This is a genomic window from Ruegeria sp. YTSC325, from assembly GCF_059609525.1.
The window spans coordinates 211,567-235,942 of record NZ_JBXWLY010000006.1 but is presented as its reverse complement, the minus strand read 5'-3'; the positions used below and the strand labels follow the sequence as shown (position 1 = coordinate 235,942).

The following is a 24,376-nucleotide window of genomic DNA, read 5'->3' as shown; positions in this document are numbered from 1 at the left end:
GGAGCAGCCCGGTAGCTCGTCAGGCTCATAACCTGAAGGTCGCAGGTTCAAATCCTGCTCCCGCAACCAATCTCTAGCCAACAGAGTCTCGAACAAGCCGCCTCAGGGCGGCTTTGTTCGTTCTGGGCCAACCCAATCATCGCTGAAAGTGCCCCTTCCAGTTCGGTCTACACGCCATAGAAAAGGCGACACTAGCGCGCTGACCCTGTCCGCCTTTCTTGCAGATTGATGCGAATGTGGCGCGGTATTAAGTTTGTTAATTCTTGCTGAGCAGAGTTGAGCACGATTCGACCTCATTGCGTCTCCCGCTATGCTCATTGATCCTTGTCAAGATTTGAGCGGGCAAGAAGTGGTACAATCAATGATAACTCAGGGGGGACTCATGGAAGAGTTAGTTGAAATCGGTAGATCCTTCGTCCAGGCCATGCGTGAGCGCAGGGGCATTGGAAGTGTCGATGAAATGTATGCCGAAAACGCACAGTCGATAGAGGCAGTCGTGCCTCCGGCTCGACAATTCCGCGTTTCAAAGGGGCGAGAAGCCATCAAGGGAAAAAGAGAGGATTGGTTGGCATCGCACGAAATCCAGGAACTCGACGTGGATGGTCCCTACGTCCACCCACCCAACCGCTTTGGAGTGCGTTTCAGGGCTGAAGTGATTCAGAAATCTACGGGTGAGCGCATTTCGCTGCGCGAGATCGCTTTGTATTCGGTGGCAGACGGCAAGATTTTGCTGGAAGAGTTCTTCATGCTGCCGAAATAAATAGAGCGACTGACAACAAAATCTATTTGTTGGTTTAATCAGTGCGCACGGCGCTGGGGCGAAGTGAAATTCCGGACGGAGGTCGGGAATGCGACACAGAACAGTGGCATATTATGTAGGAGTTGATGCTGACGACGCGTCGATTTTGGAATGCGCTAAAACTGCCCGCATCCAAAACGGCCACTTGATTTGTGTATTGATTGCGGCTTTACCCAACCTGCCTTATCTAAACTATGGATCAAACAGGTTCGTTGAGGCGGGTCTCCCTTCAAACTGGTTGGATGTTCTAGACGAAAAAAATGCCGCCTTGAAGTCCCGCGCCACCGAAGTTGAAGCGCTTCTGGCCGCGCAGGGTGTATCGGCAAATGTAAACGCCTTTATTGGATCTGGAACTGACTTACAGCATCTTGTGGCAGGCCGAGCCAAATGCTGTGATATCGCCTTTCTTGACGCTGAGTTGCGAAAAGATCCCGATTTGTTTCATAAGGTCGCGTACGGAGTATTGTTCCATTCGCCAGTCGCCATGATGATAAATGGAGATCCGTTTGCCCAACGCGACTGCATTTTCTTAGCATGGAATGATAGCCTGCCTGCGTCTAGGGCTGCGCATTTAGCTTTACCTTTTTTTCTGGCGGCCAAGGAAGTTGTGGTTGGGTGTTTCGATTTGCGGTCGTCTGATGACGTAGAAGGCGAAGAACCCGGAACTGACGTTGCTGGATGGCTCCGTCATCACGGTTGCAAAGTGACCGTGTCGCAGTTTCCGTGTGGTGAGGCCTCGATCGAACGCTGCATTCAGGATAGCGCAACAGAATTGGGAGCCGATCTCGTTGTTATGGGCGCGTATGGGCATTCCCATCTGCGCGAGTCAGTCTTTGGGGGAACGACGCAAGCAATGTTGGAGCAGACAGGGTTGCCAGTGCTATTAGGACACTAATGAAGCGAACCGGCGACTGTGATTTTCTGGTAAATACGAGAGTAGCCAGCTGTTGTTAGGATATCGTTTGAGATTAATGCTGATTGGCCCGGCCGTTTCCACCAAGAAAATCTACCACAGTAGACGTTAATTCGTCCCAATCAGTAAACTCCCGTGCACCATCTCGTGGATCGATTTTTCGACCCAGCAAGACAACGTGCTTTAGGATCTCCCTCTCAAAATATCCGTAGCTTTCGGGCCTCACTGCGCCTGCGACCAACGCTGTTGCATCTGGTTCAAAACCTGTTCGCATTAGCATTTCGTTGAGATAGTCTTGCGCTTCTTCTCGACCTGACGCGAAAGCAGCTTTTAGACCGACGGAAAGCACGAGAGACTTTCGTTCCATTAGGGCATTTCTATTTGAAGCGACAAAAGCCTCGAATGACTCGGGATGCCTACGCTCGTGGACAGGGGCCAGAAGAACAACCTTGACCACATCGTCAAGTGATATGTGGCTGGACATTTCATCGGTATTGATAAGCTTTGCGTTGAATCCGGCATTCTTCGCGACACTGCTGATGAAGCGCGCAATCTTTGCTGTCTGGCCTTCGACTGTAGCGAAGGCGATGAGTACGATCATTCCGATCCTCCCATAAATCGGTCTGAATAGATTGCTGATTATGAATAAGTGGCTTGGTTTGCCCTTGATCTCCATCAAAGGCGTTACTTGGGAGCGTATCGCGAGAGTTGTGGTTCGCTTTTGCTGTCCACGCAAAGCATGTTTTTAAGGAAGATCGCAACGACCTACATCTCGAAGCAAGTCGGCTTTTCTGGGCTGACAATTTTTGAAGCTGGCTATGGCCCGATGGTTTGTTTTGCTACCTTAAGGAAAAGGCCAAAACAGCGACGAGGATTACAAAACTGATGCACCACACCGTGACCTTCACTTGTTGGCTTGCGGGCAGATTTCTGAGCAGTCTAGTCATAGTCAAACCTTTCAGACAAAATCCGGTGTGACGCGGTGCCCCGAGCGATCAGATGATCTTCGACGGCGTCCATCATGGCCGGGGGGCCGCAGAGAACAAAAAGCCAGCTCTCAAATTGTTCAGATGACAAATTGCGGTCCAACAGGGGACCGTCGATCAAACCAGTTTCGCCGCGCCAATCCTTGGGCGGTTCGGATAGAACAAATACTGTTTCTTCTTTGGACAACTCCCGAGGATAAACAATCTGCTCCTCCACCCGGTTGCCATAGATAAGCTTGAGATCGCGTTGTGTTCCGCTCAACCTTACTTGACGCGTAATGCTCAACATCGGCGCGATACCCACACCTCCTGCGATCAGAACAATGCCTTTCTCAGGACGGTGGCTGATCGACAAATTTCCGTGTGGGGCATCCAGATAGACCGGGGTTTGCGGAGCGATCTGTCCGAGACCGCATGTGAAATCCCCAAGTTCCTTTATCACAAAGGACACTTCGGGGCCTTCGGCTGGTGCCGAACTAATCGAGAATGGGTTCTCGTGCAGCGAGAAAGCACTGTGGCCGACATTTAGCCAAGCAAACTGCCCTGCTTCGAAAGTTAGTCCGGTGTGACCATCGGGCTTGAGCCGCAACTCCCATTGCTTTGGTGTTAGTCGACATAGAGAAGCAACGCGCCACGGCCTTTTCCTCTGACGCAAAGGGCAAACGAGATAGACATACAGTAAAGTCCCTACTGCAATAGTGGTCAGGGCAAGCCAGAGAAACGTCATTAGCGGATGTCCGCCGTAGCGCCCGGCATAGACTGTGTGGTGCAACAGCAGGCAGGCAATCACCAAGGCTCCCAGCCCGTGCAATAGGCGCCATGTCTCGTACTTGTAATCAAGGGATTTACGGGCAATTGCCGAGGCAACCAGAATGAACAGTAAAAAATATGCGCCGATGCCCGATACTAGCGTAGAAAAGTCGGTCGAAATCGTAAGTTGGTTTGTTTCATCCCACGGGCGGCGTCCGCCAGATGGCGTACCCTGGTACAGCAGCGGGTGTATTAGCGCAAAGCCAAGCGCTGTACGCGCCATCATCTGATGCACCCGCATAGTCACATCCATACCCAGACCGGAAGAGATGAATCTGAACCGCCCAGACAGCAAGAACTCAACTAGTATTATTGAAAAAGCAAGCATTCCAAGCCCGGACGCGAGCTCTTGATGAAATGATCGCGGTTGCCATCCCAGAGACCAAGAAAAACCCAAGGGGGCCAAGATCAGCAAAACGTAGATCAGCGCCAGATAAGGCCATTTCATACGGCTTTGCTCCAAATTTCTAAAGGTAGGCAACCCGGGCTCATTCAGAATAAACGCTAAGCTGACATGGGACTCCGATCAAGACTGCTGAGATTGGTCTGAATTGCAGCATGACAGGGCAAGAGTGTTTGCCGACGGTTCCCATTTCTGTTCGTCCGGTCGGTACGTGCGATCTGGCTGAAGCTGAGGCTGCATGCTTGCGCAAGATCAAGGTCATTGACCGCGTTTCCTGTCATAATGTTGCGCGCGCGAAATCCGACCAAAGGAGGAGGCTCAAAAAATGCTAGAAGACAAAAAGTCCCCGCAACTTTTCACTGGAACGCATCCGCTCTCCGACAATTTTCGACGTGAAATGGAAACCCTGATGTCGCGGTTTTTTGGGGGAGGATCACCTTTCCTACCTATGGAAACGGCTGCGCAACGCACGGGTTTTCCGTCTCTTGATATGACAGGCGCGATTTCTCCGGCAATCGATGTCCAAGAGACGGATTCTGCGATAGTCCTTACGGCTGAATTGCCGGGGCTCGAAGAGGATGATGTAGAAATTGAAATCAAGGATCGCAGGCTAATCCTGCGCGGTCAGAAGAAGATTGCGCATGACGAAACGGGCGATCTGCGTGTCAGCGAAAGAAGCTATGGCAGCTTTTCCAGAGCCATGTCGCTGCCAGATACTGTGGAAGTCGACAAGGTTTCAGCAACATTCGACAAGGGCGTTTTGCGTATTCAAATGCCGAAGACTGAACCTCAGGATCCAAGCCGTAAGATCAAGGTATCGTCGAAATAGACAGACTGTTGGCGCGATACGGTGCTTGCAAATGCCAAAGCAGAGGGCCGATCATGGATCGGCCTTCTTCGAACTGCGGTCTGATAGTTGTTTTTGGTTGAATCCGGGCAGGCATCGCAGGTGCTTGTTTAAATCTGCTTTTTTGTACATTCGCGTCAAACCATGGGTTTGGTGTTGCGGCGTGATAGAATGCCCTCACGCGTTTGGATAGGGGGCCACAATGCGCAAACCAGAAGTGAGCGACATGACACCCTCAGTGAATGGTGGTGAAGGTGAGGTGCGGGCCTTTTTGGAGAGCCTTACAGGTCCATCGCGCGGAAACGTGAACTGGCTTGTCGACAATGCCCTGACTGTCTCTGTTGGTGATGGCAGGGTGTTAAGCATTCGACCTAAAGATGACCTGCCTCCCCATGACAACGATATTGCCACACTACAGTGGGCTGACGACGGTTACACAATAGCCGCATCGGTTGGGCGCAATGTATGGGTAAACGGGCAAAAAGCCTCTGCGGCGTCTCTTAGGCATGGTGACATGATCGAGTTCGGCGAAAAGGGCCCCATGTCTCGATACAGGTTGTGCGATCACTCATTTCCCGCACACCACACAGTCGAAGATATCCTCAGCGACGCATATGCTTACACCCGAACGAGCCGTCGACCCTTCGCCAAAAAGATGTCTGGTGCCTTGCGCGATAGTGGGCGGCGGCTTGCCTCTCAAACCACGATACTGTTCAGGATCACGGTTCTTGCAACGCTTCTTGTGATCGCGGGGTTTGGGTACCTGCTTTACCAAAACGACCGGCGCTTGGCGGATAGTATCGAACAGGAGTCCCGCAAGATCGAAGCGGTCGCGGTTATGCTTGCCCAGACGCGAGAAGATGCACTTACGCCTGATGACTTGGTTTCGTTGCGTGACGCTTTTGAGAACCAGGTTCTGTCGACCGAGCGGCGTCTTGGAACCTTGGAGCAACGCGCGGGGGCACCCACGCGAGTGATAGCTGCCTCCACTCGATCTGTCGCTTTCCTTCAGGGAGCTTATGGATTGCGCCACGTGGAAAGCGGGAAGATACTACGGCACGTTTTGGGACCGAACGGAGAAAACCTGAAAACCCCGTTTGGTCAGCCTTGGATCGAACCGGACGGGACCGGCGAACCCGCAGAGTTTCAATTCACCGGAACGGGGTTTTTGATCGCTGGGGTCCCGTTGATGGCGACCAACCGCCATGTCGCTTTGCCCTGGACCTCGGGGAACCGAGAAAAAGCGCTGAGCGACGCTGGTCTTGAGCCAGAGATGTTGAAGCTGCTGGCCTATTTGCCTGATCAGACGGAACCAATAGAGGCGCGGCTGCTTCGGTTCAGCGAAGCGGCAGACTTGGCGATTTTGGAAGTTGAGCCAAGCCGCGTTCAGGACCTTGGAATTCCGTTGGCGGATACCAAGTCGCGCGTAGGTGAAGAGCTTTATCTGTTGGGATACCCAACGGGTTTGAAAGCATTGATCGCGCAGGCTGGTCCGGGCTTTTTAAAGGGATTGGAGGCTGACGGAACGTTGAACTTTTGGTCGATAGCGTCAGGGCTTTCCACACAAAGCAAGATTCATCCGCTAGCAAGCCGGGGGATCGTTGCGCGGACAAGTGAGAGCGCCATCGTTTATGACGCTGAGACCACGACCGGTGGGAGCGGAGGACCAGTATTGAATCGGCGTGGTCAGGTCGTTGCCATCAATGCTGCGATCCTGCCCGAGTTCGGTGGTTCAAACATCGGCGTCCCGGTCTCACATCTCAGAGTTCTGCTGGGAGAGGTGGAAAGCCAGTAATCATTCGCTCGTTCGGAAGCGTGAGTTTTGTACGAAGAACACAGTAGCGAGTGGAACGATCACTGAGATCATGGCCACGCAGATCAGCAGGTATCCAAGTTGACTGTAGTCTGCGGTCGACGTGACCGCACCGGTTTCTGGATTTGTGACAGCGCGAGTCACAACGAATGTTTGGTTGAGGTATTTGGTGCTGAGGCTGCTGGCCGACAATGCCATGTTGGTAAACGATGCCATCACCGCAAAGAAGGTCGCTTTCAACTGAACAGGGGCATTGCGTGCAATCCAAGCCAACATCGGGACCATGGCAATCTGCCCAAGCGGCGATTCAACAGCTGTATCAAGAATGGCAATGAACCTTGCATCGACAACTCCGCCGGTACGCGCTGCCGTCCATTCATGCACGCCGTAATATAAGGCGAGGTTGGGCATGGCGAGAACGCCCGCGGCGATCGTTAACAATACCACCACATGCGCAATAGAGCGATTGGCCATAAATGGCCGGAGAACGATTAACCCCAACAACGCCAGCAGCGAAGTTAATAGTGCCAGGATTGCCAGGAACTGTTCATCGAACCCAAGTTCATCGATTTCAAACCAAGTCAGGCCTGGCCCCGGCAGAGGAACGGCACGGAATACAAAAATGATTGTCGCTGTCCCGATCAAGGCCATGGCTTGGGCCGGTTCCAGCTCTTTCAGCAGACGCGACATGAGGTACAGGATCACCGTTAGAGAAACCGCAAAGACTGTTTCTTGCGCAAACTCGAAATCGGCGGTTCCCAACACGATGCTAAGCACAACGAATGCCAGGCCGCCCAGTAATATGGACCATTTGACTTCGGTGACTTCATCCGGTGTGTGAGACGAGTGGCCGCGCTTGATAAGTTGACGCTGGAAAAAGCTGTGAAGAACCACTCCACTGACGGACAACACCGGGATGGCCAGAGCTATCAGGTACACTTGGCCATAAAGCGCAAGACGTTCCGATTTTTGCAGATCTTCAGTTCCAGAGAAAATCCAGATGTTCACAGCCGCAACCGCCGCAAACCCGGAAATGATCGAAACTCTGCCCAAGGTTTGCATTGTCGTGTGCTGTGCACGGGTTTCTTCAGGCGTAAACGGAAGGCCGTGCTGGTTAACCCTGGGGACCGCTTCGACCGTCATGGCGTCCGCAACAACGTCTTGAATGGCATAGCCTGAAGGCGCCAGCAGCAGGGCTAGGACATACCAGTCTTCCAGTGGCATGAAATTGGACATCACGGCAGGCGCGGTCACGAGACCGTACATTGTGAGCAAAGACAACGTGATCAGGGATGCGCCAAACAGGATCAGCAGGGACTTCCAGCGCCAAAACAGGTCCACGACATGACCAAGCGGCATTTTGAGTATCCACGGGATACCAGCCCAAAACGCGAGTCCTGCAACGAAAGAGGCGGATAAATCGAGATAGTCTTTTAGGAAAAAAGCGCCGACGACCGAGGTCAGGCCGGACACGCCGGCCGCGAAATAGACCATCAATGGCGGCAAATAGGACCATCGCAGCTGCTGAATCAGATCCACAAATGTTCTATGCCACCAGCCTGAGAGTTTTGATCCTATGGAAGTTTGGTCAGTCGTCATATGCTGTGGTAGCTCTTGGAAGCCTTTGGGTCGTTGTATTTAGTTAGAGAAATCCAGATCCGAAAAGCAATGCACTGGTGATCACCCCAAGGATCGGTACCACAAAAGGAACGCGGAAGTGCTTGGTGGCCTCATCCGGCTGCATCTTCAACAGGATCAGCGAAATGTTGACGAGCACAAAGACGCCCAGAACGATCTGGGATGTGCGCTCTGCCAAAGTACCAATCGGTATAGTTTGGGTCAGCAGAACGATGATCACCACGACCAGCAAAGTAGCAACTACTGGTGTCTGCGTTGCTTTCGGGACAATCGCCAGAACCTTCGGCAGATGGTCACGGTCAGCTAGTCCATAGATCACCCGCGAGGCCATAATCATCTGGATCAGTACTCCATTGACCGTCGCTACAATCGCGACCGCGGAAAAGCCCTGTTTAATCATCTCAGGGGCGTTTGAAAACACAAGCGCGAGGGGTGCTGCGGACGTCGAAAGAACATCAATCGGAACAACAAGTAGGACCGTCATTGAAGTTCCCAGATACAACACGGTTGCCAGAACGAGCGTTAGCAAAATCGCTTTTGGGATGGTGTGCACTGGGTCTTTCACCTCTTCCGCGACATTGGCCATGTCCTCGAAGCCAACAAATGCAAAGAAGGCGAGAAGTGATGCCGCGAAAATGCCTCTCCAAGCGTCGAGTTCCAGCGGCGGAAGCATCGAACTGATCTCGTATCCCTGCGGATCCTGGATCGACATGCCCCAGCCAATCACAAAGAGAAGACCTGCGATCTCGATGATCGTGATGACAGCCGCAACAAAGACCGACTCAGTGATCCCCCAAAGCGCGATTAGACCCATGATCAAAACGACGCTGATGGTCAAAACAGGGATCGCAAAACCGGTCAAAGCATGAAGGTATGATGCTGCGCCAATTGCAACGGCTGAGGCGGAGATAACGCCCGAGGCTGCCACCGCAAGCCCAACGAAAACCGCCATCCATCTTTTCTGAAATCCCGCTTCAACATAGGCCGCTTCACCTGCGCTCACAGGAAATCGAGTTGCGAGTTCTGCATAGGAAAGCGCGGTGAGTGATACGACGAGGGCGGCTACAACAAACGACAACGCCGCAAAAGGTCCGGCAATGTCTGCTGTTGCACCGACCAAAACGTAAATGCCCGCGCCGACCGTTACCCCAAGGCCATAAAGCGTGAGCAATGGGGTAGTAAGGGCTCGTCTGAGTTTCTGTTCATTTGGATCAACAGAGTTCATAAGTGATTTCCGCCAACTGCCCATTCCGAACGTCGTCAGTAGCGTCCTTCTCTTTTTGTCTCGATTGGCGCAGCGGCTTAGTCCTATGGTCCAAGCCACACCGAATGCCTTATGTCTCAACGTCTGGGCGCATTGGGCGCCAATCAACTAACTGGGGGGCTCGCCATCACTCCTGCCGAGCCCCCGTGGGTGGAACCTCCACTCCTTCAAAATTCCGTTCACCTTTGTGTTTACTTGGGGACAGGAGGGTGAACGTAGAGAATGTTGAAACATTCGAATTTCACTATGTAAATCGTATTGGTGCTTTGATCTATGTCAATCAACTCGCGGCTTCTGGTCTGCGAGGCTGAACGCAAACCAACTATCGTTTGTCGTCGGACTTAAAGGCAAAGCAAACATGTTAGGTGGTGTGAGATTTAGGGTGGAAGGCAATTCGTGATGCTCTGGAACCTGTTACCAGCCCTGGGTGGCATCGGCCTATTCCTTATCGGCATGCTGTTGATGACGGACGGTTTGAAGGCTTTGGCAGGGGCGCAACTGCGAGATATTTTGGGCCGATTCACATCGACACCTTTTACCGGGGCGGTAACGGGCGCGGTCACGACAGCTGCAATCCAGTCTTCCAGTGCGACCACCGTTGCGGCCGTTGGATTTGTCGCGTCTGGTCTGCTCACGTTTCCCCAAGCGCTTGGGATCATCTTTGGGGCCAATATCGGAACGACGATGACAGGTTGGCTTGTCGCGCTTTTGGGGTTCAAGCTGGATTTGGGGCAAGTGATGTTGCCCGTTGTTTTTGTTGGGGCTTTGCTGGCGCTTTCGGGAAGGAAAGCGGTTGCCGGCTTTGGGCTGGCGTTGGCCGGATTCAGCTTGATTTTCATTGGGATCGAGCAACTCAAATCCGGGCTTGACGCCTTTCGCGGCGTAGTTACCCCTGCCGATTTTCCACCTGATACGCTGCTGGGCAGGCTGAAGCTTGTATTGATCGGTGTCGTTATCACCATGGTGACGCAGTCTTCGAGTGCTGGTGTTGCAACGGCATTGGCTGCGTTGAGCGCCGGTGCCGTGAACTTCCCCCAAGCAGCGGCTCTGGTCATTGGAATGGACGTGGGGACAACTTTCACCGCTGTTCTGGCCACCTTGGGCGGGGGCACGATGGCGCGCCGCACCGGTTTTGCTCATGTGATCTACAACGTGATGACAGGGGCAATGGCATTTTTTCTGCTGGGGCCGTTTACTGCGGTCTTTGTAAGCGCGACGGGGGCTGGAAACTCTCTCACTGCGCTTGTCGCGTTCCATAGTTTCTTCAACCCGATAGGCGTGGCGCTGATCTTGCCGTTCGCGAAACCTTTCGCCAGATTTGTCGAGGCGCTCGTACCCGACAAAGGGGCTGACTTAACGAGACCTCTGGATCCTCTCGTCCTCGGGATGCCGGAAATAGCGGTGGATGCAGCAAAAGCCGCAGTCGAACAAATTGTAAGGGCCGAAGTGGCGCACCTTCGGTCATGTATCGGGGCATCTCAGCCAAGCGGACCCGACTATGGGCGGGACAGCATTGAGACTGCTGTATCGGAAGCGCGCTCGTACCTAGACAAGATTGAACTGCCCAGCAGGTCCGACGCAGAGATATCCAGCATCAAGGGTATGTACCATGTCCTCGACCATCTTGACCGGCTGCTTTACCGGTGTAGCCAAGATGATCGGATAAGCGAGTTACCAAAAGACCGGCGTTTGAAACGGCTTGCTTCGGTGTTGATTACAGCGACTGACGGCTATTTAGAGATCGACAATCCAGTGCAGTGTGAAAGCACGCTGAACCGTCTTCGCCGTTTTATGCGGCGACAGAGGAAACTTCGCAGAGACTTGCTCATCTCCGACGCTGCGACTGACAGTCTGCCGGATGAAGTGGTCTGGGCTCGCTTGGATGCCCTCAGATGGTTGCATCGTGTGTCTTATCACCTCTGGCGAATTCGCTGGCACATGAACGCATTGGAAGGAGTGCCGTCTGGGCGCAAGGGTGGTGAGGTCACTGACGGCGTGGCGTAGTTGGAGGCTGACCTGGATTAGATTCGGCACTTGCTCAAGCGTTATTCGACCTAAACGCCAATCTTCGTGCTGAAGGGTGCAACATGAGCGAGGTCAAAGAAGTTTCTTAAGGATGCGCATTAATAAGATTTGCATCCGGGGCAGCTAATTGGAGGAGCGTATGCAGATTGTTCGCGGGATTTTACTGGCACTGTTCGTCACGGGGCCCGTACTAGCGCAGGAGGTCAGCGTCGATGAGGGACGAGATTTGTACCGGACGTATTGCTGGCAATGTCACGGTTTCGAAGCAACCGGAGACGGGCCAATGGCGGAAATGCTTGCTATTCGAACACCTGACCTCACCAAATTGGCAGGCGAAAACGACGGTGTGTTTCCGATAGATCGTATAGCTGAACAGATTGACGGCCGTTCGCAATTGCTCGCCCATGGGGGCGAAATGCCAATCTTTGGTGCGGTGTTTGAGACAGACCAACAAATCGCGGTGGCTTTGCCTGGTGGGCAACGAATGATGGTAGGCTTGCCGTTGGCGAATTTGCTCGCCTTTTTGGAATCGATTCAGGCTGAATAGCCACGGGTCAATCTGCTAATCTGTATCAGCCGTGCGTCTGATTGACATGAGAGTCAGTGGCGGCCCCAACACTTCGAAGGCCACAGTGCTGGCAATAGTAAAGGCCATGATGGACGCGGCCCAATTCGGAAATTGCTCTCCGGCGACAAGAGCCATTCCGACCGCAACACCAGCCTGTGGCAACAAAGCGGGGCCGTACCAGCGGGTCTGATGGCGAGGCAGGCCACCCAGTCTCGCTCCGCAATACCCTCCGACAAGACGGGCCACGGCGCGCAAGATCAGGAAAAGTGCACCAGCCCAGCCCATCAAGCCGAAGGCTTCGATATCCAACGTGGCACCCGCCAACAGGAAGAACAGGATCATGAATGGCCACTGAATGTGCTCGATCTCATGAAAAGCACGGTCATGATGGCGGGCAAGATTCCCGATAGCTGCGCCCGCAACCATGCCTGCTACCAAGAATGAAACTTCCAGCCAAAGCGCGAGGCCCGCTGTCAGAAAGACTATACCCACTGCTTCTGCCTGCATCGGCTCTCCCGGTTTCAAGCGGCCGGTCAGGTAAGCGGATGGCACGCCTAGTGCGGCACCCAACAAAATAGCCCCTCCGAAATCCCACATCGCTGTGGTCGTGACTGTGGCCCAACCATCCGAATGACCGGCCAGAACTAAGGCGATGCTGAAAACGATCAGACCCCAAGCGTCATCAATTGCGACGACGCCCTTTAATGTCTCGGTGAAGCTGTTGGACACTCCAGATTGATTGATCACGTCTGTCATGGCGGCCGGAGCTGTAGCCGTAGCAATTGCCGCCAGCACCAACGCCAACCCGAAGGGCACGCCAATGGCGGTCAGTCCAGCAGACACAATAGCAAGGGTTGCAACCACGATTGAAATAGAAATCGTAAGGATGGCTCGACCATGCCGAACCAGGTTCTCGCGGGTCAAAGAACCTCCAAGAAGAAACGCGACCATCGTCAAAGCCACAATGGAAATCTCGTCGAACCACATTGCAACTTCTAGTGGGATCAAACCAATTCCGGCGTTCCCTGCGATCAGACCGAGGAAAAGTAAGGTTGTAACACGAGGAAGATGCGTGGCCCGGCCAAGTTGGTCAGCCGCCAATCCGGCAAGGAAGAGGATGCCAAGGGTAATCAAAAAGCCGGCAATGTGCATAGAAAACCAAGCGTTAAGTTCTTGTCCAGACTACTCTAACTCCAATACTGCCTGCTAGGAACCGGTGTCGGAGAGAATGCGAATGTCCCGTCGCTGCCTAAGCTGAAGATCCTAAAAATAGGGATATTGATCTGTATTAAGGCGAAAGCGCGCAGCAGGTGGCACAATAGCTCATTCAGGAAACGAGGAGGAATTTTCGATGCCGACAAAGAAATCTAGCACAAATAGCCCGACCTCACTTGTGGATGTTTTCAAGCAAATGCAGCCGCCCATGTCTGGCAATCCGGCCTTCGGCGCCCAGATCGAACAATTTTGGGACGCGCAAGAAAAATTGCTCGAAGAAACAGAGGCCTTTGCGCAGCATTGGTTCGAACGGCGTCACGAGGCGGTTCGGACGGCTCTACAAGCTGCACGCAAAGTGTCTTCTGCGAACCCGTCCGATCCAACGAAAGCGCTTCAGAGTATGACGGAATGGCAGCGCCATTCGGCTGAGCGGTTGGTTGCTGACGCGCAGGAATGGTTCGAAACCGTGTCCCGTTGTGCATCTTATGTCACTGAAACCGAAGTTGCAGCTGTTGAGAAAACAGTTGGTGATGTTGCAGCCGCTACAAAGAGCGCGGGGAAATCTTCAAAGTCCGAGCCTGTTTAAGGTTTGTGCTGCCGAATAACCAAACTGAAATCATCGGAGCAGTAGATAGGAGGTCAAATGTACAAGAACATCCTGATCCCGGTTGCTCTGGACCAAGAACACGATACACAAGCGTCGTTTGAAGCCGCGCGCCAATTGGCTGATGCGGAAACTGTATTCACCGTGATACACGTCCAAGAACCAATTCCGGCGTATGTAGGGTCTCAGATTCCCAGCGAGGTACTTGCCAATACGCGGCATGAAATCCTGGAAAACCTGCATCAGACTGCTTCTGAAATTCCGGGCGCGAAGGCTCGGCTTATCTCTGGGCACGCGGGCAGGGCTATTGTCGACTTCGCAAATGAGAACGAGTCGGATTGCATCGTCTTGGCTTCGCACAAGCCTGGTTTTGAGGACATATTTTTAGGTTCCACTGCGAACAGAGTCGTGCATCACGCCAGGTGCTCGGTTCATGTAATTCGTTGAGCCAGTGTTAGCGGTGTGGCTTCCTTTTTGATTGGCCCGTGAGCCAAATCAGATCGAGAGAATTGACCGCTGAGCCAAAGAACCCTTGGACTGCAGCTGGCCTGCGGTTTCGAATTTATTAGAATGCTGGATTACTTTATTGTGCAGAGCAGTTGCTGGTCGGTCGCTTGGAGGCTTTCGACACTTGAGTTGCCTCGGAGCCTCAGTTTGTGTTTCGAGACGTAGTCTACTTTCCTTTTCTTCGAGGGACGGTTGTTCGATGAAGGCCAAATCCTGCTCCCGCAACCAATAATCCCAGACAGATAGCAAAGCTCTAGCGCCGCCTTCGGGCGGTGTTTCTATTTGTGCCATCACAACTGGAAGCACTGTGAATGCAAACAGGAGCGAACTCAGACTGAGGCGAACGCCGTAACAAACTCGTTGTTGCCATTGATTTTTGACGGTGCCTTGTTGGCCGGACATGATCCCCAAACGCTCCTATCGCCTTTCCCTGTCTGACACGCTATTCTGCGGTGCAGAATGGCTGTTGGAGGCTTGATCTATGGGTGGTCGTATTATCTGTGTGGCGCAGCAAAAGGGCGGGGCGGGGAAGACGACGCTTGTCTCGAACTTGGCAATCGCCTTCCTGCAAGAAGGGAAAAGCGTCGCGCTTGTGGATACCGATCCGCAGGGAAGTCTTGGAAAATGGCTGGACGTGCGCGAAGAAACGTTTGGCGAGAACGCAGACCTTCGGTTTTCGACGGCGACCGCATATGGAATTTCACGGGCAATTCGTGGCGTCGGCGGGGATGCTGATATCGTGCTTGTCGATACGCCGCCCAAAGCCGACAGTGACGTGCGGTGGGTCCTGCGCGAGTCTGACCTTGTGTTGGTGCCGGTCTCGGCCAGTCAGGCAGATGTTTGGGCAACTCATGATATTCTGGATCTGGCTGACCGTATCGGGAAGCCGACGCAAATCGTTTTGAACCGAACCCGGGCCGGCACTCGCGTCGGTGAAGATGTTGCGAAATCCCTTAGCGAGATTGGCGCGGCGCAGTTTCAATCCTCATTGGCCAATAGGGTGATATATGCGGAAGCTTTAGGTCAAGGGCTGGGTGTGCTTGAGGCGAAGCGCGCCAGTTCCGCTGCGGAAGAGGTGCGCGCGCTTGCGGATGAGGTCGCGGGGCTTTTGAATGGCTGACCCCTGAAAGCCGCTCACTTGGAATTTTGCGGTCTTGGATCGTCTGTGGCAGAGAGCGTGAATGAACGAAACATCACCCAATCTGTTTTCGACGGTTTCAAGTGACTTTATCGCCGACTGGCTGTCGGCGTTGGAGCCACTTTGCACGGTTTCACATTTTGGGTCGTTATTGGAACGGTCCGAACTGCCGTCGGCGGGCGATACACGTCAGGACCGGGTAACGCTGGATCAGATTGTCGACCTGTATCAGCTGGCGGCTGTTGAAACCGGAGACGAGATGATGGGTCTTTGGTCGCGGCCGATTAGACCCAGAGCTTTGCAGCACTTGCTGACGTCTGTTCGCGAAGCGACGTCATTGTCATCGGCGCTCTATCGGTTCTCAACCTTCTGGAACCTGTTACTGGACGACTATCAGTTCAAATTGACCGAGGCCGATCAAGCCGTCGAACTGGCGCTTATGCCTGTGCACGAGGTCGAGGCCCAGCGGTTTGGTCATATGTTGATCCTAAAGCTGGCCCACGGCCTCATGTCCTGGCTGGCCCGAGGTGAAGTGCCTGTCAAAGCCGTGGGGTTTTCGTTCGACCGTCCGGTCTTTGACGAGGATTATTCGGTTATCTTTCCTGCGCCGGTATATTTCGCCCAGCCGGCCTCCTTCATTTCTTTTGACGCAAGTGTATTGGGTCCGATTCATGCCCGCCAGACGAGCGACCTAGACCTGTTTCTGGAAAATGCGCCAAGAGATTGGATATTCACGCGATCAAGTGAACACACCCAGTCTCTGCGGGTGCGCAGTTTCCTAACCAAAACGGGGTGGGATCACGCGAACCTGTCGGCGGCTGCGAAAGCAATGAATATGACACCGCGTACCTTGATGCGCCGATTGGAATCAGACGGCACATCCTTTCAGGCGATCAAAGACGCACTGCGCCGGGACATTGCTATTGGGCACCTTCAGGCAGGGCGCAAAAGCGTTGAGGCGATCGCTCAGGATCTTGGGTTTTCGTCGTCGGCCAGCTTTCACAAAGCGTTCCAAAGATGGACAGGGGCTGCTCCGAGTGCCTACAGGCGCTCGCCGATTGGATCTCGATAATTTTGTCACTTTTGGACAATTGTCTGTCGTCTCATGAGATGGCGAGCATCCTGACGCGCGGATAGAACCCTTAAAAATAAATGAAACGTTCAGTGTGCCGAATTCTCTTGCTTCTGGGGTGGTCGGTGGATTGACGATTTCGGGCAATATTGCTTGTGAAAGGACTTCTCATGTCAGAAAAACTCGCCACAATTCTTGAGGCCGCGCGCCAGCATGCCGAGGATGTCATTGCACCCAACGTGGATTCGTGGAACGCGGCGCGGGCCTGGCCTCGTGACGCCTCGGACAAGGCGGGTGCTGTCGGGTTGACGGGCCTGTACGCTCCTGAGGAGTGGGGCGGTCAGGGTCTTCCTATGTCAAAAGGCATTCAGGTCTACGAACAACTGGGGCTTGGCGATGGCGCCTATGCTTTTGCATTGTCCATGCATAACATCTGCACTTTCGCCGGATGTGGTTACGGGACCGATGCATTCAAGGAAAAATGGGCACGTGATCTGACCTCGGGGCGCAAATTGGCGAACTTCGCGTTGACCGAGCCTCAATCCGGGTCTGACCCCATGAAGATGTACACCCGAGCGACCATCAACGGGGACGGTACGTGGACGATCAGCGGCGCCAAGGCATGGGTCAGCCTGGCGACTGAGGCGGATGTATATTTCACTGTCGTCAAGACAAGCGACGCGCCAGGCCACACGGACATGGCGATGATCGCGATTCCCGCTGACGCACCGGGTGTCAGCTTCGGGCCATTGTACGACACACCCTCTTACGGTTTCCTCCCGATTGGTGAAATGTATCTCGACAAGGTTGTTGTCAGCGAAGACAACATCATTTTGCCGGTTGGTCAGGGACTTCAGGGATCATTGATGGCGATCGATATAGCCCGGGTTTCGATTGCTTCGGGGTGTTGCGGGCTGATGCAAGCGGCGTTGGATACCGCGCTATCCTATTCGAAAAACCGCAAGATGTTTGGTGGCACAAACCTTCAGCTGGATGGAATTCAATGGATGCTGGGTGAGGTCGCGACCGAGCTTGAAGTCTCGAAGCTTCTGTACCGCAAAGCGGCAGAGGCGCTGGGAACGCCCGAAGGCCCGTTGATGGCAGCCCATGCCAAACGGTTCGTGCCGGATGCGGCGGTCAAGGCGGCCAATACCTGTACACAGGTTCTTGGTGGAATGGGCCTGCTGCAACCCTACGGGCTTGATCGCTTGTCACGTCTGGCGCAGATGCTGCGTATTGTGGACGGAACGACCGAGATCAGCCGGGTTGTGATCGGCCGGGCGCTGCAGAAACGCGCTGCTGGTCTGCCTGATCTTCCGGTGCCTAAAGGGTTCGGAGAAACTGACGACGCCAGCCCATCCGTTGCGGCCGAATAAGTCAGATGCGGCGTGCCTGCCGGCACAAGACTGCAAAGCCCAGCTTTCGAAAGAAGGCTGGGTTTCTTGCTTGAGCGCAAGTCCGGGTCGGATCAATCTCTTGGTTTGCGCGACACTTTTTTAAGGCTCGCGGGGACTGCTGCGCTCACTTAGCCATCACCATGGTTTCGGTGCCTTGGGTTTAGATTGCGAAGAGGTGACGGACGCGTCGCGAACTTCCCCAGTGGAATTGCTGATTTGAGGTCACGTCCGCGTCGCGCTGGGTTTGCATAGGATTTTGCGCCTCAATAGCAGAGCTACTGACATTAACAAAGTTTAACTCTCCGCCCGACATTCGTTAATCGGGCCAACCTTTATCGACTGTGTACCCCGCAACATCACCTTAATGATAAAGGAGGAGAAGATGGACTACGCACAGACAGCCAGCCCTCGGAAGGGTTTGTTTTTTAGCTTGTTTTCGAACTATGCAGAAGCGCGCGTCGAACAATTTCGCCGTAAAATCTATGGCAATACAGTCCGCGTTTTGGAGAAGCTGAGCGATCAACAGCTGGAGGACATCGGCATCCCCCGGAGCGAGATCAAGCAGCGCGCGTATCAAAGCGTCTATCACCAGATGCCGTATGACCACCGCGTGCAATAAGCGTCGCATTGTTGAAACTGGATTTGAAGGTGGAGGGATATGATGCTTGATACACATACTTGCTCGGGCGCAACCCCAAGCACGAGCGCTTTGGTGCTGTTTGACCGGGCAATGAAAATCCATGCTATCCGTGCCGATATCGTTCGAGCCGCGCAAGAACTGAACTGCCTGAGTGATCGTCAGCTTTCTGAGATGGGGATCAATCGCACGGATATTGACGAGATGATCGCAAGGTATATCTGAGATGCCTGCCCCATCCCTTGCCGGCAATGATGTAGGACGCGAGAGAACCAAAAAAGCCGCTCTGAGGGTTTCAGAACGGCTTTTATTCGCATGAAGGTTTGTGGTGTGGTCAGGCCTGGTGATCGACCACTTGCAGATGTTGGGCCAGCTTGTCGATTTCGGCCATCCAGGCTTGCACCAGTTTCGGATCGCTGGGGGCGGCATGCACTCCGGCGGGGATCGCGCGGTTCAGAACTGCCTCAACTGCCAAGGATACCGGGATCGAGACCAGACGCGCCATCGCCGTGCCTCGCGCGTCACCCCATGCATCCATGACATAGGTTTTGTGCCAGGTCTCGACGCCTTCTTTCTCGGCTTTCAGGCCCACGCACAGAACAACGCGGTCGGGCTCGCCTTCATCATAGGCGTTCTCATCCCAGAACTGGTCCGACATCTCTTTCAGACGCGCGTCGCCTTCGGGGCCGGACAGGGTCTCGATCTCGGTGAACACATCCGACCACGCATCGGCCCAGCCGTTCAGGCGCAGGGTGCCGCGGACGAATTCTTTGACCGGCCAGTGATCCTCGAACTGGTATTCGGCCATGAAGGGGATCGAGTCGCGGTTTGGGTAAACCTCAAAGCTTTCGGGTGTGGGCAGCGGCGCGACATAGCTGGTGATCGCGTCCCACGGGCGGGCCACATCCAGCGGGGCGTAGTCCCGGATGGATTTTGAGGGCGACCGCAGGGCTTTCAAAACGCCCAGCGGCGACCAGCTGAACTTGTAGCGGAACGGGTTGGGGTTTTTCGGGATGCCACCGCAATAGGAGATAAAGCTCAGGTGGTTTTGCGCATCGAACGCGTCGGACGCGCGATAATCGGCCACCAAGGCGTGCGCCATCAGGTGGTCAATGCCCGGGTCCAGCCCAACCTCATTGACCAGAGCCACACCGGCCTCGCGGGCTTTGTCATCCAGCGCGCGCATTTCGGGGGCGATGTAGGACGACGAAACGAAATTCGCCTCTTTGGAGATCGCCAGTTCCGCCAGCGGAACGTGCCAGTCACCCGGCAGCATAGAAACTATCACGTCGCCCTTGACCAGCACCGCGCCCAAGGCGTCGATGTCAAAGGCGCGGATGTCGTCGGTCAGGTCTCCGACCTCAGCCTTGGCCTTGTCGATGGTCCGGTTCCAGACGGTGACCTTGTGACCGCCCTTGATCAGGCGGCGCAGGCCGGGGATGGCCGACAGGCCGGTGCCACACCAGTGAATCGTCATCTCTCAGATCCCTTCAATATGGGTTTTGTAAGTTGCTTCGGCCCGGCCCCAGACGCCGCTGTTCAGATCGGTCAGGCTCAGCAGGGAGGGCAGCAGCTGCGCGGCGTAGTCTTCCGAGCTTTCGACGGGCAGCATCGACGGCAGGTTGTCGATGGCCATCACGTCCATCACCGGATCACTGGCCACGCGCAGGGCGGGCGCGTCCCATGTGGTGGCGCGATCATAGACCGGCACGGGGTTGTAATCGCTGTCGGGGTCGCAGGCCACGTCTCCGATGGCAGTCAGGTTGCGCGGTGCGTTCAGCGTATCGCGCGGGACAAAGACCGGCGTGCCGGGGCGCGCGAAGATGCAGTTCAGGAACAGATCATGGTCAAGGATCTCGGGGAAAGGCCCGCCGCTGGCGGTCTCGGCCATGTCCCATTTGGTCACTGAGACGCCCATCGCCTCGCACATATCGGCCGCGCCTGTGCCAACGCGGCCCAAAGCGCCGATGACGATTGCGCGGGGGCGGGTGCCGGTGGCATCCAGCTCGGCCAGCAGTTCGGCGTTCAGCGCATCTTTGTTTTGGTACACTCCGACCGGAGGGCATTCCTGCCCGCGCTGCTGCGCAGCCCATGTTTTCAGCGTTACCGCCGCGCCTGCGTATCCGGCCCAATAACCAAAGGCGGCGACCCGGCGGCCGTCTTCGGCAACCAGATATTCCAGATCGTAGAGCGTGCCGCCGCCGGCCTTGAACCGCTCCAATAACGCGCGCCCGGAATGCTGCCCCTTATAGGCATGGCCGAACATGATATGACGATGCGGCAAGGGCGTGCCGTCCTCGGGCAGTTCCTTGAGGCCAAAGATGATCGCATCCAGCGGGGCCTCGGGCCACGCATTCTCGGCTGCGATCTCACACCCTGCGTCTTTGTACCCCTGCAGCGGAATGGCGCGCACGGAACTTTCCTCGATCGTCACGCGGATGCCTGCGGTGATCAGGGCGGCGGCACCTTCGGGGGTCAACCCTACCCGTTCCTCGTTCGGGCGCTGTTCTGCCCGGACCCAGAGATGTGTCATGTCAGTTCCTTATGTTCAGAGCATTCCGGCGGCGCGTACGGCCTGAACCGAGGCCCGTGCCTCCATCGCTTCGCGAAACGCGATAATCTTGGGAAAGGCTGCGACGTCAACGCCGTCGCCCTCCAGCCAGCTGCAAACCACATACAGATAGGCGTCCGCCAGTGAGACCTCATCCCCCAGCACAAATGGACCCCGCAGCCCGTTTGAGCAGATATAGTCACAGGACGCAGTCATCGTCTGCGCCACCTTGTCCTTCATGTCTTTCCAGCTGGATTTCTTGTCGGCCCACCGCGCCCCGCGCATCTTGTGGGCGTGGTTCACATGCATGGTCGAGGCAAGGTAATACATCACCTCGCGCATCCGAGCGGCCATGATCGGGTCCGAGGGCACCAACCCTGCCTGCGGCGCAATCGTGGCGATATAATCCAGCAACGCGCCTGTTTCGGTCAGAATGCCGCCATCCACCACCAGCGCGGGCACGCGGCCCTTGGGGTTGATCTGCTTATAGGCGGGTTTGGTCTGCTCACCCCCGGCAAAGTCCAGCTTGATCGCCTCATACTCCAGCCCGGCCTCTTCCAAAGCGATGGCCACGGCGACCGAGATCGTGCGGGGGGCGTAATAAAGCTGCATCGGGGCCTCCTTACAGGTGAGTTTGGGCGTAGTGCCGGTCGGGCGCTTCCAGATGGGGCACCGCGTTGAACAATACCGGACTCAACTGGCTGCCAATCGGATGCAGACGATGCATCGACGTGTTCATGATGGCAAGCGCCACCCGCGCCATCGCCGGAATGTCCAGCCCCATCGCCTGGCGCACTGCCATCGAAATCAGCGCGCCTGAGGTCACCACAATCGCCGGCCCGCCTTCGGTTCCGATATCGTGCAAGGCGTCTGCGACGCGCGCCTCGAACGCGGCAAAGGTTTCGGGCGCATCCGCGATCTGGCCATTGGCCCATGCCGTGAATGTCCGGGGCAGGTGTTCGACGAACCCCTCACGGTCGGTGGGAACCATAACGTTGTGCTGTTGTTCGAAAAGCTGCGCGAGGGTGAAATACTCGACCTCGTTCAGACGCGGATCGCGGATCGGCTCCGGCAAGCCCATGCTCGCCGCTGTTTCCACATGCCGGGTCAGCGTGCCGCTGTAGACACGGGGATAGTGCGCGCGGGTGTCCTGCAGATGCCCGCCCAGCCAGCGTGCTTGCTGATGACCCAGATCGCTGAGTTTGTCATAGCTTTGCTCGTCTCGCGCGGCGGTGTTGGCCTGCCCGTGACGCACCAGTGTAATATGTGACATGGTCGCCCCTCTTGCCGCAAAGTCTTAGGGCAGGTTGTGGGCCAGGACCAGAGGCGTTTGGAATTCTGTTTGCAAAATCTTGGCCGTTCGAAGCTTTCCCCATGGTCAGTTTTTTACGCGGGACAGGGGGGTTTTCTATTGCGCCACGAAAAAAAGTTTCCTATAGGAAACCAAGCTGTGGCATGCGGGTGTATACACCATTCCCGAAGGTACTGCGGCCCACTCTGGCGTGGAACACGTGTCTAACTCTGTTGACTTACAGCAAAGGAGTGGGAAGCTGGCGGAACACCGCCTTTTTGCAGGACGGGGCGTTTGCGACAGTCTGTGACAACGGCTTAGGAAAGCGACCACCCATGACCGAGATTAAGCGCACGCCTTTGTATGATCTGCACGTTGAGTTGGGCGGCAAGATGGTTGATTTTGCGGGCTGGGAGATGCCGGTTCAGTATCCACTGGGGATCATGGGGGAACACAAGCAATGTCGCGAAAAGGCGGCGGTGTTCGATGTTAGCCATATGGGTCAGGTGATCCTGCGCGGCGAGAATGTGGGCGAGAAGCTGGAAACGCTCTGCCCGCAGGCTTATGCTACGCTGAAGGACGGCAAGGCGCGGTACGGGTTCTTTACCAACCCGGAAGGCGGGATCATGGATGACCTGATCGTGTCGAATGCAGGGGATCACTACTTCGTGGTGGTGAATGCGGCGCTGCGTCATCAGGACATTCCGCATATGCGCGAACATCTGGACGGCGTCGAAGTGATCGAGATTTTCGACCGTGCGCTGGTTGCGGTGCAGGGACCAAAGGCCGAGGATGTGGTGGGCGCGCTCTGCCCTGTGGCGCGGGATCTGAAATTCATGGAAACCACTGTGGCGGATATCAACGGCGTTGAATGCCGTATCTCGCGCCTGGGTTACACCGGTGAGGACGGGTACGAGATCTCGATCCCCGAGGACAAGGCCATCGATATCACCCGCGCCTTTCTGGCGCATGAGGATTGTGAACCGGCGGGCCTTGGCGCGCGCGACAGCCTGCGGCTGGAGGCTGGGCTGTGCCTTTATGGCAATGACATTGACCAAACGACCTCGCCGATCGAGGCGAGCCTTGGCTGGGCGATCCAAAAGCGCCGCAAGGAAGAGGGCGGCTTTCCCGGTGCCGACCGCATCCAGAAAGAACTAACTGAAGGCCCCGCACGCAAGCTGGTCGGCATAAAACCCGAAGGCCGCGCGCCCGCCCGTCAGGGTGTTGAGATCCAGTGCACGGAAGGCAACACCATCGGTCAGATAACCTCTGGCGGGTTCGGCCCCACGGTCGGTGGCCCTGTGGCAATGGGCTATGTGTCCGCAGGCCATGGCGAACCGGGCGAGGTGGTCAACTTGATCATTCGGGGCAAGCCGCAACCGGCGCAGATCGTGGCGCTGCCCTTCGTTACCCAGAATTATAAGCGTTGAAGTCAGGAGAAAAACCCAATGGCAACCTATTATTCCGAAGAGCATGAGTGGATTGACGTCGATGGTGACACCGCCACTTTGGGCATCACCAAACACGCGGCGGAACAGCTGGGCGATGTGGTCTTCGTGGAACAGCAGGAAGTCGGCGAAGAATTCGCCAAGGACGGCGAGATCGGCGTGATCGAATCCGTCAAGGCGGCGTCCGAGCTTTATGCTCCGGTTGATGGTGAAATCATCGAAGTGAACGAGGCGCTGGCCGACAATCCGGGCGCGCTGAACGAAGACCCAGAAGGCAATGCATGGATCTACAAAATCAAGATCACGGACGCGTCGCAGCTCGAAGATCTGATGGATGAGGCCGGCTACAAGGACTTCATCGGTTAATTCAACGGCGGATCTTTACACGGATCCGCCCTTCATCTGGCTAAAATACCTCCGCCGGAGGCTCCCGCAGCCTCCGCCGTGTCT

The 24,376-nt window shown here is 55.3% G+C and carries 25 protein-coding genes; 15 read left to right on the top strand and 10 right to left on the bottom strand.

Going from position 1 to position 24,376, the window contains the following annotated elements:
• Positions 1-382 precede the first annotated feature (382 nt).
• The gene (locus AC2FF7_RS11460) at positions 383-760 is read left to right on the top strand and encodes a SnoaL-like domain-containing protein (protein ID WP_480866628.1); all 378 of its coding nucleotides are present in this window, start codon (positions 383-385) and stop codon (positions 758-760) included.
• A gap of 88 nt (positions 761-848) precedes the next feature.
• Complete coding sequence (locus tag AC2FF7_RS11455; RefSeq protein ID WP_480866626.1) at positions 849-1,694, top strand: universal stress protein; 846 nt, start codon at positions 849-851, stop codon at positions 1,692-1,694.
• A gap of 73 nt (positions 1,695-1,767) precedes the next feature.
• Here the strand turns inward: AC2FF7_RS11455 and AC2FF7_RS11450 are convergent, their stop codons facing one another.
• Together AC2FF7_RS11450 and AC2FF7_RS11445 are read right to left on the bottom strand one after the other, a co-directional pair.
• Entirely contained in the window at positions 1,768-2,313 is a 546-nt protein-coding gene (locus AC2FF7_RS11450) for a flavodoxin domain-containing protein (RefSeq protein ID WP_170754762.1), read from the bottom strand.
• Between the two features lie 338 nt (positions 2,314-2,651).
• Complete coding sequence (locus tag AC2FF7_RS11445; protein WP_480866624.1) at positions 2,652-3,956, bottom strand: ferredoxin reductase family protein; 1,305 nt, start codon at positions 3,954-3,956, stop codon at positions 2,652-2,654.
• Positions 3,957-4,236: 280 nt separating this feature from the next.
• Between AC2FF7_RS11445 and AC2FF7_RS11440 the strand changes: the two genes are divergently transcribed.
• On the top strand, positions 4,237-4,740 hold the full coding sequence (locus AC2FF7_RS11440) for an Hsp20/alpha crystallin family protein (protein WP_480866623.1): 504 nt from the start codon (positions 4,237-4,239) through the stop codon (positions 4,738-4,740).
• A gap of 220 nt (positions 4,741-4,960) precedes the next feature.
• A complete protein-coding gene (locus tag AC2FF7_RS11435) occupies positions 4,961-6,553 on the top strand; it encodes a trypsin-like peptidase domain-containing protein (protein ID WP_496905657.1) in 1,593 nt (530 codons plus the stop codon).
• On the opposite strand, the gene AC2FF7_RS11430 is transcribed toward AC2FF7_RS11435, so the two are convergent.
• Together AC2FF7_RS11430 and AC2FF7_RS11425 are read right to left on the bottom strand one after the other, a co-directional pair.
• Positions 6,554-8,170, bottom strand: coding sequence for an MFS transporter (locus AC2FF7_RS11430; RefSeq protein ID WP_480866620.1), 1,617 nt, complete (start codon positions 8,168-8,170; stop codon positions 6,554-6,556).
• A gap of 43 nt (positions 8,171-8,213) precedes the next feature.
• A complete protein-coding gene (locus tag AC2FF7_RS11425) occupies positions 8,214-9,434 on the bottom strand; it encodes an APC family permease (protein WP_480866619.1) in 1,221 nt (406 codons plus the stop codon).
• Positions 9,435-9,872: 438 nt separating this feature from the next.
• Here AC2FF7_RS11425 and AC2FF7_RS11420 point away from each other — a divergent pair, with 438 nt between their 5' ends.
• Both AC2FF7_RS11420 and AC2FF7_RS11415 read left to right on the top strand, forming a co-directional pair.
• The gene (locus tag AC2FF7_RS11420; RefSeq protein WP_496905661.1) at positions 9,873-11,477 is read left to right on the top strand and encodes a Na/Pi cotransporter family protein; all 1,605 of its coding nucleotides are present in this window, start codon (positions 9,873-9,875) and stop codon (positions 11,475-11,477) included.
• 160 nt (positions 11,478-11,637) lie between these two features.
• Positions 11,638-12,045: a c-type cytochrome gene (locus tag AC2FF7_RS11415; RefSeq protein WP_480866616.1), complete on the top strand. Its 408-nt coding sequence runs from the start codon at positions 11,638-11,640 to the stop codon at positions 12,043-12,045.
• 15 nt (positions 12,046-12,060) lie between these two features.
• On the opposite strand, the gene AC2FF7_RS11410 is transcribed toward AC2FF7_RS11415, so the two are convergent.
• The gene (locus AC2FF7_RS11410; protein ID WP_480866615.1) at positions 12,061-13,218 is read right to left on the bottom strand and encodes a cation:proton antiporter; all 1,158 of its coding nucleotides are present in this window, start codon (positions 13,216-13,218) and stop codon (positions 12,061-12,063) included.
• Between the two features lie 199 nt (positions 13,219-13,417).
• Between AC2FF7_RS11410 and AC2FF7_RS11405 the strand changes: the two genes are divergently transcribed.
• Complete coding sequence (locus tag AC2FF7_RS11405) at positions 13,418-13,867, top strand: phasin family protein (RefSeq protein WP_170355497.1); 450 nt, start codon at positions 13,418-13,420, stop codon at positions 13,865-13,867.
• Between the two features lie 57 nt (positions 13,868-13,924).
• Positions 13,925-14,332: a universal stress protein gene (locus AC2FF7_RS11400; RefSeq protein ID WP_480866611.1), complete on the top strand. Its 408-nt coding sequence runs from the start codon at positions 13,925-13,927 to the stop codon at positions 14,330-14,332.
• A 48-nt stretch (positions 14,333-14,380) separates the two neighbouring features.
• On the opposite strand, the gene AC2FF7_RS11395 is transcribed toward AC2FF7_RS11400, so the two are convergent.
• Positions 14,381-14,794, bottom strand: a complete 414-nt coding sequence (locus AC2FF7_RS11395; protein WP_496905656.1) for a hypothetical protein — start codon at positions 14,792-14,794, stop codon at positions 14,381-14,383.
• A gap of 79 nt (positions 14,795-14,873) precedes the next feature.
• On the opposite strand from AC2FF7_RS11395, the gene parA reads away from it, so the two are divergent.
• The 5 genes from parA to AC2FF7_RS11370 all read left to right on the top strand — a co-directional run bounded on the left by parA (position 14,874) and on the right by AC2FF7_RS11370 (position 18,861).
• Entirely contained in the window at positions 14,874-15,512 is a 639-nt protein-coding gene (gene parA, locus AC2FF7_RS11390) for a ParA family partition ATPase (RefSeq protein WP_170355495.1), read from the top strand.
• A 61-nt stretch (positions 15,513-15,573) separates the two neighbouring features.
• Positions 15,574-16,602 (top strand): AraC family transcriptional regulator, encoded by a 1,029-nt coding sequence (locus tag AC2FF7_RS11385; protein ID WP_480866609.1) that lies wholly within the window; start codon positions 15,574-15,576, stop codon positions 16,600-16,602.
• A gap of 170 nt (positions 16,603-16,772) precedes the next feature.
• Positions 16,773-17,978, top strand: a complete 1,206-nt coding sequence (locus tag AC2FF7_RS11380; RefSeq protein ID WP_170355493.1) for an acyl-CoA dehydrogenase family protein — start codon at positions 16,773-16,775, stop codon at positions 17,976-17,978.
• Positions 17,979-18,381: 403 nt separating this feature from the next.
• Positions 18,382-18,618 (top strand): DUF1127 domain-containing protein, encoded by a 237-nt coding sequence (locus AC2FF7_RS11375; protein ID WP_170355492.1) that lies wholly within the window; start codon positions 18,382-18,384, stop codon positions 18,616-18,618.
• Positions 18,619-18,657: 39 nt separating this feature from the next.
• Positions 18,658-18,861, top strand: a complete 204-nt coding sequence (locus tag AC2FF7_RS11370; protein WP_170625461.1) for a DUF1127 domain-containing protein — start codon at positions 18,658-18,660, stop codon at positions 18,859-18,861.
• 109 nt (positions 18,862-18,970) lie between these two features.
• On the opposite strand, the gene AC2FF7_RS11365 is transcribed toward AC2FF7_RS11370, so the two are convergent.
• From AC2FF7_RS11365 to AC2FF7_RS11350, 4 genes are read right to left on the bottom strand one after another with little or no spacing between them, the layout of a single operon-like run.
• On the bottom strand, positions 18,971-20,113 hold the full coding sequence (locus AC2FF7_RS11365; protein ID WP_480866607.1) for a saccharopine dehydrogenase family protein: 1,143 nt from the start codon (positions 20,111-20,113) through the stop codon (positions 18,971-18,973).
• A gap of 3 nt (positions 20,114-20,116) precedes the next feature.
• Complete coding sequence (locus AC2FF7_RS11360) at positions 20,117-21,169, bottom strand: saccharopine dehydrogenase (RefSeq protein ID WP_496905655.1); 1,053 nt, start codon at positions 21,167-21,169, stop codon at positions 20,117-20,119.
• Positions 21,170-21,184: 15 nt separating this feature from the next.
• Positions 21,185-21,799 (bottom strand): glutathione S-transferase family protein, encoded by a 615-nt coding sequence (locus tag AC2FF7_RS11355; protein ID WP_496905654.1) that lies wholly within the window; start codon positions 21,797-21,799, stop codon positions 21,185-21,187.
• A 10-nt stretch (positions 21,800-21,809) separates the two neighbouring features.
• Complete coding sequence (locus AC2FF7_RS11350; RefSeq protein WP_480866604.1) at positions 21,810-22,460, bottom strand: histidine phosphatase family protein; 651 nt, start codon at positions 22,458-22,460, stop codon at positions 21,810-21,812.
• A gap of 353 nt (positions 22,461-22,813) precedes the next feature.
• Between AC2FF7_RS11350 and gcvT the strand changes: the two genes are divergently transcribed.
• Both gcvT and gcvH read left to right on the top strand, forming a co-directional pair.
• Positions 22,814-23,908: a glycine cleavage system aminomethyltransferase GcvT gene (gene gcvT, locus AC2FF7_RS11345; protein ID WP_353394221.1), complete on the top strand. Its 1,095-nt coding sequence runs from the start codon at positions 22,814-22,816 to the stop codon at positions 23,906-23,908.
• 18 nt (positions 23,909-23,926) lie between these two features.
• Positions 23,927-24,292 (top strand): glycine cleavage system protein GcvH, encoded by a 366-nt coding sequence (gcvH, locus tag AC2FF7_RS11340; RefSeq protein WP_170355485.1) that lies wholly within the window; start codon positions 23,927-23,929, stop codon positions 24,290-24,292.
• Positions 24,293-24,376: the final 84 nt, after the last annotated feature.

What these genes read in the sequence shown, in the direction of transcription:
- AC2FF7_RS11445 (WP_480866624.1), bottom strand. Translation starts at nt 3,956, where the DNA reads ATGAAATGGCCTTATCTGGCGCTGATCTACGTTTTGCTGATCTTGGCC.
- AC2FF7_RS11440 (WP_480866623.1), top strand. Translation starts at nt 4,237, where the DNA reads ATGCTAGAAGACAAAAAGTCCCCGCAACTTTTCACTGGAACGCATCCG.
- AC2FF7_RS11460 (WP_480866628.1), top strand. Translation starts at nt 383, where the DNA reads ATGGAAGAGTTAGTTGAAATCGGTAGATCCTTCGTCCAGGCCATGCGT.
- gcvH (WP_170355485.1), top strand. Translation starts at nt 23,927, where the DNA reads ATGGCAACCTATTATTCCGAAGAGCATGAGTGGATTGACGTCGATGGT.
- gcvT (WP_353394221.1), top strand. Translation starts at nt 22,814, where the DNA reads ATGACCGAGATTAAGCGCACGCCTTTGTATGATCTGCACGTTGAGTTG.
- AC2FF7_RS11355 (WP_496905654.1), bottom strand. Translation starts at nt 21,799, where the DNA reads ATGCAGCTTTATTACGCCCCCCGCACGATCTCGGTCGCCGTGGCCATC.
- AC2FF7_RS11360 (WP_496905655.1), bottom strand. Translation starts at nt 21,169, where the DNA reads ATGACACATCTCTGGGTCCGGGCAGAACAGCGCCCGAACGAGGAACGG.
- AC2FF7_RS11405 (WP_170355497.1), top strand. Translation starts at nt 13,418, where the DNA reads ATGCCGACAAAGAAATCTAGCACAAATAGCCCGACCTCACTTGTGGAT.
- AC2FF7_RS11455 (WP_480866626.1), top strand. Translation starts at nt 849, where the DNA reads ATGCGACACAGAACAGTGGCATATTATGTAGGAGTTGATGCTGACGAC.
- AC2FF7_RS11365 (WP_480866607.1), bottom strand. Translation starts at nt 20,113, where the DNA reads ATGACGATTCACTGGTGTGGCACCGGCCTGTCGGCCATCCCCGGCCTG.
- AC2FF7_RS11420 (WP_496905661.1), top strand. Translation starts at nt 9,873, where the DNA reads ATGCTCTGGAACCTGTTACCAGCCCTGGGTGGCATCGGCCTATTCCTT.
- AC2FF7_RS11430 (WP_480866620.1), bottom strand. Translation starts at nt 8,170, where the DNA reads ATGACGACTGACCAAACTTCCATAGGATCAAAACTCTCAGGCTGGTGG.
- AC2FF7_RS11450 (WP_170754762.1), bottom strand. Translation starts at nt 2,313, where the DNA reads ATGATCGTACTCATCGCCTTCGCTACAGTCGAAGGCCAGACAGCAAAG.
- parA (WP_170355495.1), top strand. Translation starts at nt 14,874, where the DNA reads ATGGGTGGTCGTATTATCTGTGTGGCGCAGCAAAAGGGCGGGGCGGGG.
- AC2FF7_RS11415 (WP_480866616.1), top strand. Translation starts at nt 11,638, where the DNA reads ATGCAGATTGTTCGCGGGATTTTACTGGCACTGTTCGTCACGGGGCCC.
- AC2FF7_RS11395 (WP_496905656.1), bottom strand. Translation starts at nt 14,794, where the DNA reads ATGTCCGGCCAACAAGGCACCGTCAAAAATCAATGGCAACAACGAGTT.
- AC2FF7_RS11410 (WP_480866615.1), bottom strand. Translation starts at nt 13,218, where the DNA reads ATGCACATTGCCGGCTTTTTGATTACCCTTGGCATCCTCTTCCTTGCC.
- AC2FF7_RS11400 (WP_480866611.1), top strand. Translation starts at nt 13,925, where the DNA reads ATGTACAAGAACATCCTGATCCCGGTTGCTCTGGACCAAGAACACGAT.
- AC2FF7_RS11435 (WP_496905657.1), top strand. Translation starts at nt 4,961, where the DNA reads ATGCGCAAACCAGAAGTGAGCGACATGACACCCTCAGTGAATGGTGGT.
- AC2FF7_RS11370 (WP_170625461.1), top strand. Translation starts at nt 18,658, where the DNA reads ATGATGCTTGATACACATACTTGCTCGGGCGCAACCCCAAGCACGAGC.
- AC2FF7_RS11385 (WP_480866609.1), top strand. Translation starts at nt 15,574, where the DNA reads ATGAACGAAACATCACCCAATCTGTTTTCGACGGTTTCAAGTGACTTT.
- AC2FF7_RS11375 (WP_170355492.1), top strand. Translation starts at nt 18,382, where the DNA reads ATGGACTACGCACAGACAGCCAGCCCTCGGAAGGGTTTGTTTTTTAGC.
- AC2FF7_RS11380 (WP_170355493.1), top strand. Translation starts at nt 16,773, where the DNA reads ATGTCAGAAAAACTCGCCACAATTCTTGAGGCCGCGCGCCAGCATGCC.
- AC2FF7_RS11425 (WP_480866619.1), bottom strand. Translation starts at nt 9,434, where the DNA reads ATGAACTCTGTTGATCCAAATGAACAGAAACTCAGACGAGCCCTTACT.
- AC2FF7_RS11350 (WP_480866604.1), bottom strand. Translation starts at nt 22,460, where the DNA reads ATGTCACATATTACACTGGTGCGTCACGGGCAGGCCAACACCGCCGCG.